Genomic DNA, 8,550 nt, shown 5'->3' on the forward strand with positions numbered 1-8,550 from the left:
GAGAGACACTTGGTTTGCCTAGTCACTGTCGAACTCAGGCATGACAATCAAAACAAAAAGAAAACCACCTCTTTTATAAGGTGGTCTTTGGTTCACGGCGGATATATTTTTCTTTCAGGTTCAAAGCTTTCACAAAAGTTTCAACTGATCTCGTCACAGTAGCAGGTCCGATTGTCCTTTGTGTTCTTCTAAATGTTTGAAGATCTCTTGCACCATATACTCCAATGCTTGCTTCTGGTGTTTTAGAACGAATGTATTTGTAGGCTATTTTAGCCTCTTTTGTTGACGGTAATTCCAGAATAACCGACTTATCATCCGCAGCAGAAATAATATAAACTTTGCTCATTTTTCATTTCCCTCACTTATACGTGAATTATACCCGACTGATACCTAACTTTACTCATTTTAATATTGGTCAACGTCATCAATATCTTCATCGTTTTCATGTAAATATTTGTTTGAAAATGCTTGTTCATAAATATAGTCTACATATGACTTAATTGCAACTTCATCACTATTAGGGAGAGAGAGTCCTTTTTGCATGAAATTTGCTTTTTCTATCGCGCTTCGCTTGGTGGCTTTGATGTCCCTTCTCATCGTATTCGCTCAACAGATTTCCTACGGCATCATAGTTCTTTTTCGTGACATGCCCGGCTTCATCTGTTTCTTCCTCCCCATAGTTGCCATTGGCATCATACTTGTTTTTCGTGACGACGTTGCCTTCCATCAAACGAATGGCGTCAAAATAGACCGTTCCTGTGTAGTTTCCGCGGAACATAGCGGATGCGTCCACTTTGTCAATCGGCTTAAACGGATGGATCGAAATGGCCGCACGGTTCCAATCTTGCGTACCGATCGGAAAATCAGCCGTATACGTTTGAGTCGTTCCGTCTACAAAATACACTTTCGCGGTAATGGAATAATCGCTTGCACTCACGGTACCGTTGGCTTTGACATCCTATCACGGTCGACTCTCCTTTGTACGACGTTCATAGAAACATTTAGAAAATATATGGAAGTTACCCCTTTTTTTGAGCAATTCTTTTCCAAGTAAACATCAATAAAAAAGCAGATATAAGCGCCAGTATCACTTTCCCTTGCCATGTCCAGTTCATCACTTGATACACCGAATATGCCTCTAACAAAAGTGCTGGTAGCTTTCCAAGCGAGCTGGCGACCAGAAAAAGAAGGAGTGACATGCGCCCAATGGCTGCCACAAACGTCACAAGTCCCGACGGAACAAAAGGAAGAAGACGCAAAGACAAAACAAGCGAAAAGGCTTCTGTCCCTTCTGCCTCAAGCAAACGTTTCACTTTCGGATCGGAAAGCCATTTCGTTTCCGAAAGTTTGCGAAATCCTTTTCGATATAACAAAAATGACACAATCGCACCAACTGCTTCCCCGATAAACGATAAAAACGTGCCTTGCCAAAAACCGAATACAGCCAAGTTAGCAGCTGTGAGAAAGACGCTCGGAACAACACCTAAAATACTAATCACAATATTGATCGCAATGCTGAGAAGAAAAGCGATCGATGGATACGTATGAAATAAAGCAATTACTTGCTCTTCCATTTATATCCGACTCCCCAAACCGTTTGCAAAAATTCATCGATTGGAAAACCAGCTTGGCGGAGCTTTTCGCGAATATTTTTCACATGCGAATCAATTGTCCGTTCTTCTGTATTGGCGTTATACCCCCATAATGTCACGATCAGCTGTTCGCGGCTAAATACGCGGTTTGGATTTTTGAGAAAAAGTCCTAACATGGCAAACTCTTTTGGCGTGAGAAAAATATCGTGCCCGACATATTGGGCTTTATGTTGCGCTTCATCCCAAACTAAGCCGTGAAACTCGAGTTTCGTTTGTTTGCCTACAGAACGACGCAATACCGCCTCCATTCTCGCAAGCAATTCCGATTCGTCAAACGGTTTTGTAATATAATCGTCTGCGCCAATTTTTAGCCCTTGAACAACATCTGTCGTCGCATCTCTTGCGGTGACCATAATAATCGGGACGTTTGAAAACTTACGGATTTGTTTGCACGTTTCCCATCCGTCCATCTCTGGCATCATCACATCAAGCAAAACGATGTCTACTTCATCATTTTCTAAATAGCGAACAGCGGACTGCCCTGACTCGCATTTCACACAACGATACCCATTTGGGATTAAATACAGCTCCAATAAATCCAACATTCGTTTTTCGTCATCAACCAGTAAAACGGTATACACCTTCATTCACTCCTCGGCAACGTAATGATCATGCTTGTCCCTTTTCCAAATTTGCTTATCGCATGAATCGAACCGCCGTGCGCTTCGACAATTTCTTTGGCAATCGCCAGACCTAACCCTGTGCCCCCGCCTGTTCGCGACCGTGATTTATCGACTCGGTAAAACCGTTCAAAAATATGTGGCAAATCTTTTTCAGGGATGCCGATTCCTTCATCAGAAATGATGAGGATGACGTTCTTTTTCTCTGTTTTCACATCAATAGAAACAGTAGAACCTTGGCGAGAATATTTTAACGCATTGTCTAAAAGATTCATCATCACTTGTTCAAACCGCTGTTGATCGATATGGACGGTAACGTTTGCATCACAGTGATAGACAAGCGACATATTTTTTGTCTGAAATGCAGGATACATTTTTTCGTATATTTTTTTCAAAAAAGGCATAGTAGAGTTCGCTCTTTCTTAATTTGAAACGAATGTTGATCCATTTTCGCGAGCTCAAACAAGTCTTTCACTAATTTTTGCATATGCTCTGCTTCTTCATAAATAATGGACAAATATTTCGCTCGTTCTTCTTCAGCAATATTCGGTCTGCGCGCAACGTCCGCATATCCTTTCACATATGTGAGCGGGGTGCGCAGTTCATGCGAAATGCTCGCTAAAAATTCATTTCGTTCTTTTTTCAAATATTCCAAATCGGTCGCAAGTGTTTGGATCGCTTTTCCGAGTTGCGCTAGCTCGTCCTCCCCTTTCACTTGCAGGCGGACAGAAAAATCCCCCTTGCTTAGTTTCTCGGTCGCTTGTTTCATCCGAATAAGCGGAATCGTAATGACTCTTGATAAGAAAAAAATCGTCAAAATCGTCAAAAAGACGGAAACAATGCCGACAACGAGAAAATGATATTTTAATTTAGCAATCATATTTTGAATAGAAGCCGTCCGCTGAAACATATATACATATCCTTTTATCTTGCCGTCCATCCGAATCGGGCTAGCGGTGGCAATATACGATTCGTTTTTCCAGTTTTTTCGCACTACCATTCCACTATGAGGAATGTGGCGAGCATCGGTATAAGGAATGAGTTTTTTCGCAAACGGCAAAATGTGATCGGAAAAATATAAAATATTCCCTTTCGCATCGGTAATGACGACATCCGTTTCCGCTTCCGACTCCATCATAACGACATGTTCTAACGTCACTTCATCGTAATGACTTTCTAATACCGCTCGATGATTATTCCCTCTTGCGAGCAATTGTTCAAACTCTTCGTCAACCTTCGCATGAACAAGCGTCACATATAGAGCGACAAATAAAACGGTTTCAATGCCTAACACAAAGACAAAAAATAATAGCCCTAACTTAAATGAAAGGTTTCGCACAAATATTCCTTCCTTACTGGCGTTTTTCTTCATTATAGCAGAAAAAATATGGAGAAAATGTGGAGGGACGACATACCCTTGTGGAATTGTGGCAGAGCATTGGCATGATCGCTCCGATGTTTGCATTGAAGATTTTCGTATTTATCCACCACGTTTTGAGACCAAACATCGCTTTCTTGACTTTGCAAAATTTCAATTCCTTCTTCTTCTATAAGCTTCTTCTCACATTTTCTTTGTTCAAAAAACTAGTCGATCATGATAAAATATTATCCAATTAGGAATATGGAGGAAATCAAATGCATAAGAATATGTGGATTGTTCTGTTGGTAATAATCGGAACATTTCTTTTTTACTTAATCCAAAAAGAAGACGATGTCATAACAAAAGCGAACGTAATCATTTATACTGACGGAAAAACATCATCCGAAAAAGAAATAACAGACATAAAAACATTAGAGGAGCTACAACGGGTACTGGAGCAAATCAAATGGAATCGACAAATAAAGGTGAAAATGGCAAGACAAGAAGATGCAAAACTTATTATATTCAAACAAGGAAAACAACAGATGTCTGAAAAAGTCATTCAGTATCGCATATGGTTTGAACATACGGACATCGGAGCAACGATTATAAGTAATGACCCTGAAGAAAATGTTGGTACGTTAAATAAGAATAGCGCAAAAACATTAGAGGATATCATATATCAAAAATAACAAAAAGGACGGAGGGAAAGATGGGGATGCTATTCGAGTTATGTTTTGAAATGTTAGGTGGATTGTTCGATTTTTTGTTGTTAGGTCAGTTTAGTTATCTCACCGCAAAACGAAAATTAAAACATCTGCAAAAAATAGGAATTATTGCACCGCAAAAAGCCTTCGATCGAAACACGATAAAACATATGTTAAAAGATCCTAGCATCACTACATATTTATTTTCAAAAACACACTTCAAAAAACTTATTCATGACAAAGACATGCAAAAACAATTTCATGAAGCGATACATAAATATGTATAAATCGCCCATAGGCAAATATGGGCGATTATGTTTTTTCTTTGTATAAAGATGCTGTGCTAATTAATATAACTCCTGCCAGTAAAAATGAAACGTACGCAACAAGCGACGCCGTTCCTTGGTTTTTCACCCCGATGCCAACAAACGCCCAAACGAACACAAGTGGATACACGTAATCGCTTTGTCGGCGCATGAAAAGAAGGGCTAAAGCTGTCGCAACAAGTAACATAACGATTGCCCAAAATGCATCAGATAATCCGAATCCGTTCCAGCCGTTGTATTTTAAAACAAAGGAAATGTTTGCAATCGTCGCAACACTAATCCAACTTAAATAAATAGAAAATGGCAAAAGGTCAAAAAAACGTGGATTCGTACGTTTGACCGCTTTATATAACCATATCAGCGTCAAAAGAAGAGAAAGCATCACAATAACCGAAAAGAAAAAATATTCATAATGCCACACAACAATCCATAACGCATTCAATATACAGCTAACAACAAAAGGAACGAACGCTTGGCGATAAATAGGTAAGTCTCGTCGGGAAGATGGAAATTGTCTTAAAATCCAAATCGCTAATAGGACGTAGATAAATCCCCAAATCGAAAATACATACCCTGCCGGAGTAAATAAGACGTCCGCTTTTCGCGATATTTCCCCTGTCGTCTGACCATTTAATGGAAGCCGCTCAGCAATGATATTCACAATAACCATAACAACGTATGCAATCATATAAATAACAAATCGTCCCATCATCATCCCCCATCTCTTCTTTTCTTATTTATACTATTCCTCTCATGTGGACACGATAACCGTTTGAAACAAAAAGAGACGGCTTTCTATACCGTCTCCCCTATTTCTCCCCCCAAATATCCTTCAATGTCCACGCATCGATAGAAAGGACAGTCACGTCCCCACCTTCTGTGAACAATTCGATTCCTTGGCTCGTTTCGGATGGATAAATTCTTCCTGTCATCACAAGTCGACCGTCGTTGACAAATAGTTCGACCGATGAGCGATCGATGAAGAAGTGGAACGTAACCACATCTCCCTGTCTATCTAATACAGCGCGACGAATGCCGCCCTCTCCTTTTCCAGAGCGGTTTCGGTCAAACGTCACGATGGAGTCTTTCACATCATAGCGGAAGATCGTTTCTTCGCTTCCATCACCCGAACAACGCACTTTGACACCAAATGCATTTCCTTGAAAATTAGCTAACGAAAAACGGATGAGTAGCTCTAGTCGATCCCCTTTGAATGGAAGTGTATACGTTCCGTTCTCTCCTTTTATTGAAATCGATTCCAGCTTCACATGCTCTTCCCGCAATAACTGCAATTCCGGCACCGGCTTCATCAACAGTTTCTCATCATCTGTCAAGTCCAAAAGACGCGGAATCGTTAACGCGCCGGCCCATCCATGTGATTGCGTCGGCATTTGTGACTCCCACATATCCATCCAGCCGAACAAAATGCGTCGTCCTTTTTCATCTTCAAACGTTTGCGCGGCGTAAAAATCAAACCCTTTATCGAGTTCTTCAAACGCTCCGTGCGCTAGTTTTCCTGTTTTATAATCGAGCGTACCAACAACATAACCTGTTTGATGAAGGTTTTGGAAACGATCACCTTCTGGTTCAATCCCTTGTGGTGAAAATAACAAAATATCTTTGCCGTTCAAACGGAAGACATCTGGACACTCCCACATATAGCCTAAGCTACCATCGCTTTGCGCAACGATGTTGACATATTCCCAATGGCGCAAATCGTTCGACTTGTATAAAACGACTTTTCCGTTATTCCCCTCTCTTGTCCCAAGCACCATATACCAATCGTCGCCATGCTTCCATACTTTCGGATCGCGAATATGCCCTTGGCAGTCAAACGGCGTCTCGGAAAGTACCGGATTGGTCGGGTCTTTTGCAAAATGAATGCCGTCTTTGCTTGTGGCAATACATTGATATTGTTTCAGTTCCGTTTGTTCTTCATTTAACCAAACGTTTCCTGTGTAAATAAGAGTCAGTACTCCTTGATCATTCACCGCGCTTCCCGAGAAACAACCACCTTCGTCGTACCATTCGCTCGGCGCAAGCGCAATCGGTACACGTTCCCAATGTACAAGGTCTTTACTTTTCACATGCCCCCAATGCATCGGTCCCCACTTCGGGCTATCCGGGTGAAACTGATAAAACACATGGTACTCCCCGTTCCATTGAATGAGTCCGTTCGGGTCGTTCATCCAGTTTACAGGCGCCATAATGTGATATGCTAAGCGATACGTACTGTTCATTTTTTCTTTTGCTTGTTGTACTCGTCTTTCTGCTTCATAAATATGCTTCGTATGTTTCGACATACATTTTCCCCTTCCTCGTTTATATATTAGAAAATGAAAAAATATCATGTGTAGAAAACTGTATATTTGAAAACAAAGTTGAGACAAAATGATTGTTTTGCGCATCATATACTTCTTCTAGTTGCAAACGATCGTTATGAAGGACATATTTTTCAATCGTCTGATGCTGATAATCAACAATCCAATATTCCTTTACCCCTGCTTTTTCATAGTAATAACGCTTTAATAATCGGTCATTTCTTGCAGTGTTTGGAGAAAGAACTTCGACAACGAGGTCTGGGGCCCCATAACAACGCTTATTGCGCAGTTTCTCTTTCTCACAAACAACTGAGATGTCCGGTAACACCGTGACATTTTCTTTTCCTTTTTGCTCATCTTGGAAAAGAAGCACGACTTGCAAATTGCTTCCAAACACAAAACAAGGGCTACCTTTTAACGCGAATGTGATTTCCCCAATTACATTCGCTACAACCCCCTCATGTTCGTATGAGGCTGGAGCCATGAGCACAGGAACACCTTCGTACAACTCCATTCGTCGTTCTCCGACAAGCTCAAAAAACTCTGCAAGCGTATACAGCTGTTTTTCTTCACGCTCACTCATCTATCTCACCTTCACTCGTTTCTACTCATCCATTGTTCCATATGATGCACAGCGATGCCAGAAAAGCTTTTTGTTCGTGCGTAGTGCTTTTGAACAATCGCCAATTGCTCGTTCATATACGTCTCGTCTTCTTCAAAAAACGAAACGTCATCCCCTTCATCAACCTGTCCTGTTTCAACCCCCACAACAATTTGCTTCCCGTATTTTCTAGCTATTTGCATTTCTTTTTTCACGATGTCAATGATGTCTCTTGCTTGATCACGATATGCCATTATTGTCACACCGTCTGTATTCGCAATCACCCATTCCGCCAAATTGTCATTTCCATATTGTACCCTATCAAACCAAAACGGTATATCTACTTCAAACCGTAGCGATCGTTCTTTCGCAAGCTCACGTGCTCGTTGTAACACCGTTTGATACGAAGCGATCGCCCCTTCTTCATTCGTCCGCCACCATGCGTGCAAGTATGGCTCAACGTCTAAATGTACACCGTGAAACTTTTCATTCTTCTCGGCAACGCTTTCATATTCGGCCAGCCATCGAAATAAGCGTTCCATTCCTTCTCCATTTTCAATCCAATTTGGCGCCCCATCGAGCGCATACACACGAATACCTTTTTCGGTTGCACGTCGGACAAATTGACGATACGTATCAATCGGAATTTCTTCATCGATTTGCACGTATACATCGCTCACTTGTTTTTCTTGTAAAAAAGAGAAAACGCGATCTTCGTCTTTCACAAATAACCATGGGTTCCAAAGCCACGTTGCACGCACCGGCTGTCTTTCTTGTGCAAACAAATATACTCCTCCCACAACAAGTGCGAATAAAAATGCGATGATGCCAACAATTTTTTTCATTGATATCCCTTCCCATGACCTAAGGTATTGTCAAAAGTTTTAAAGACATACCCTAAGTTTTTGCTGATTTTATGCGGTTCTCGACAAAAAAAGCTTGCCACCCCTGCTGTTTTTGGTA

9 protein-coding genes and 1 pseudogene are annotated in these 8,550 nt (G+C 41.1%); 1 reads left to right on the top strand and 9 read right to left on the bottom strand.

The annotated features are described in order from the left end of the window. Window positions 1-73: 73 nt before the first annotated feature. The 5 genes and pseudogenes from HNR63_RS12875 to HNR63_RS12895 all read right to left on the bottom strand — a co-directional run bounded on the left by HNR63_RS12875 (window position 74) and on the right by HNR63_RS12895 (window position 3,611). Window positions 74-346 carry a hypothetical protein gene (locus HNR63_RS12875; RefSeq protein WP_021095624.1) on the bottom strand — a complete coding sequence of 91 codons (273 nt, stop codon included), beginning with the start codon at window positions 344-346 and terminating at the stop codon, window positions 74-76. 171 nt (window positions 347-517) lie between these two features. Further along, complete coding sequence (locus tag HNR63_RS12880) at window positions 518-937, bottom strand: hypothetical protein (RefSeq protein ID WP_246316803.1); 420 nt, start codon at window positions 935-937, stop codon at window positions 518-520. Window positions 938-1,019: 82 nt separating this feature from the next. After that, window positions 1,020-1,574, bottom strand: coding sequence for a TVP38/TMEM64 family protein (locus HNR63_RS12885; RefSeq protein ID WP_181520937.1), 555 nt, complete (start codon window positions 1,572-1,574; stop codon window positions 1,020-1,022). After that, window positions 1,559-2,233 carry a response regulator gene (locus HNR63_RS12890; RefSeq protein WP_181520938.1) on the bottom strand — a complete coding sequence of 225 codons (675 nt, stop codon included), beginning with the start codon at window positions 2,231-2,233 and terminating at the stop codon, window positions 1,559-1,561. The genes HNR63_RS12885 and HNR63_RS12890 overlap by 16 nt, the downstream gene beginning before the upstream one ends. A 2-nt stretch (window positions 2,234-2,235) precedes the next feature. Then, a pseudogene (locus tag HNR63_RS12895) lies at window positions 2,236-3,611 on the bottom strand (HAMP domain-containing sensor histidine kinase). Window positions 3,612-3,907: 296 nt separating this feature from the next. Here HNR63_RS12895 and HNR63_RS12900 point away from each other — a divergent pair. Continuing rightward, window positions 3,908-4,324: a hypothetical protein gene (locus tag HNR63_RS12900; RefSeq protein ID WP_181520939.1), complete on the top strand. Its 417-nt coding sequence runs from the start codon at window positions 3,908-3,910 to the stop codon at window positions 4,322-4,324. Window positions 4,325-4,651: 327 nt separating this feature from the next. On the opposite strand, the gene HNR63_RS12905 is transcribed toward HNR63_RS12900, so the two are convergent. From HNR63_RS12905 to HNR63_RS12920, 4 genes are all read right to left on the bottom strand, one after another. Beyond that, on the bottom strand, window positions 4,652-5,374 hold the full coding sequence (locus HNR63_RS12905) for a TspO/MBR family protein (protein ID WP_181520950.1): 723 nt from the start codon (window positions 5,372-5,374) through the stop codon (window positions 4,652-4,654). Window positions 5,375-5,474: 100 nt separating this feature from the next. Beyond that, complete coding sequence (locus tag HNR63_RS12910) at window positions 5,475-6,968, bottom strand: glycoside hydrolase family 32 protein (protein WP_181520940.1); 1,494 nt, start codon at window positions 6,966-6,968, stop codon at window positions 5,475-5,477. 19 nt (window positions 6,969-6,987) lie between these two features. Then, a complete protein-coding gene (locus HNR63_RS12915; RefSeq protein ID WP_181520941.1) occupies window positions 6,988-7,569 on the bottom strand; it encodes a Uma2 family endonuclease in 582 nt (193 codons plus the stop codon). A gap of 11 nt (window positions 7,570-7,580) precedes the next feature. Then, the gene (locus tag HNR63_RS12920; RefSeq protein WP_181520943.1) at window positions 7,581-8,432 is read right to left on the bottom strand and encodes an amidase; all 852 of its coding nucleotides are present in this window, start codon (window positions 8,430-8,432) and stop codon (window positions 7,581-7,583) included. Window positions 8,433-8,550: the final 118 nt, after the last annotated feature.

The sequence above is a fragment of the Anoxybacillus ayderensis genome (assembly GCF_013761015.1).
GTDB classification, from domain to species: Bacteria; Bacillota; Bacilli; order Bacillales; family Anoxybacillaceae; genus Anoxybacillus; species Anoxybacillus ayderensis.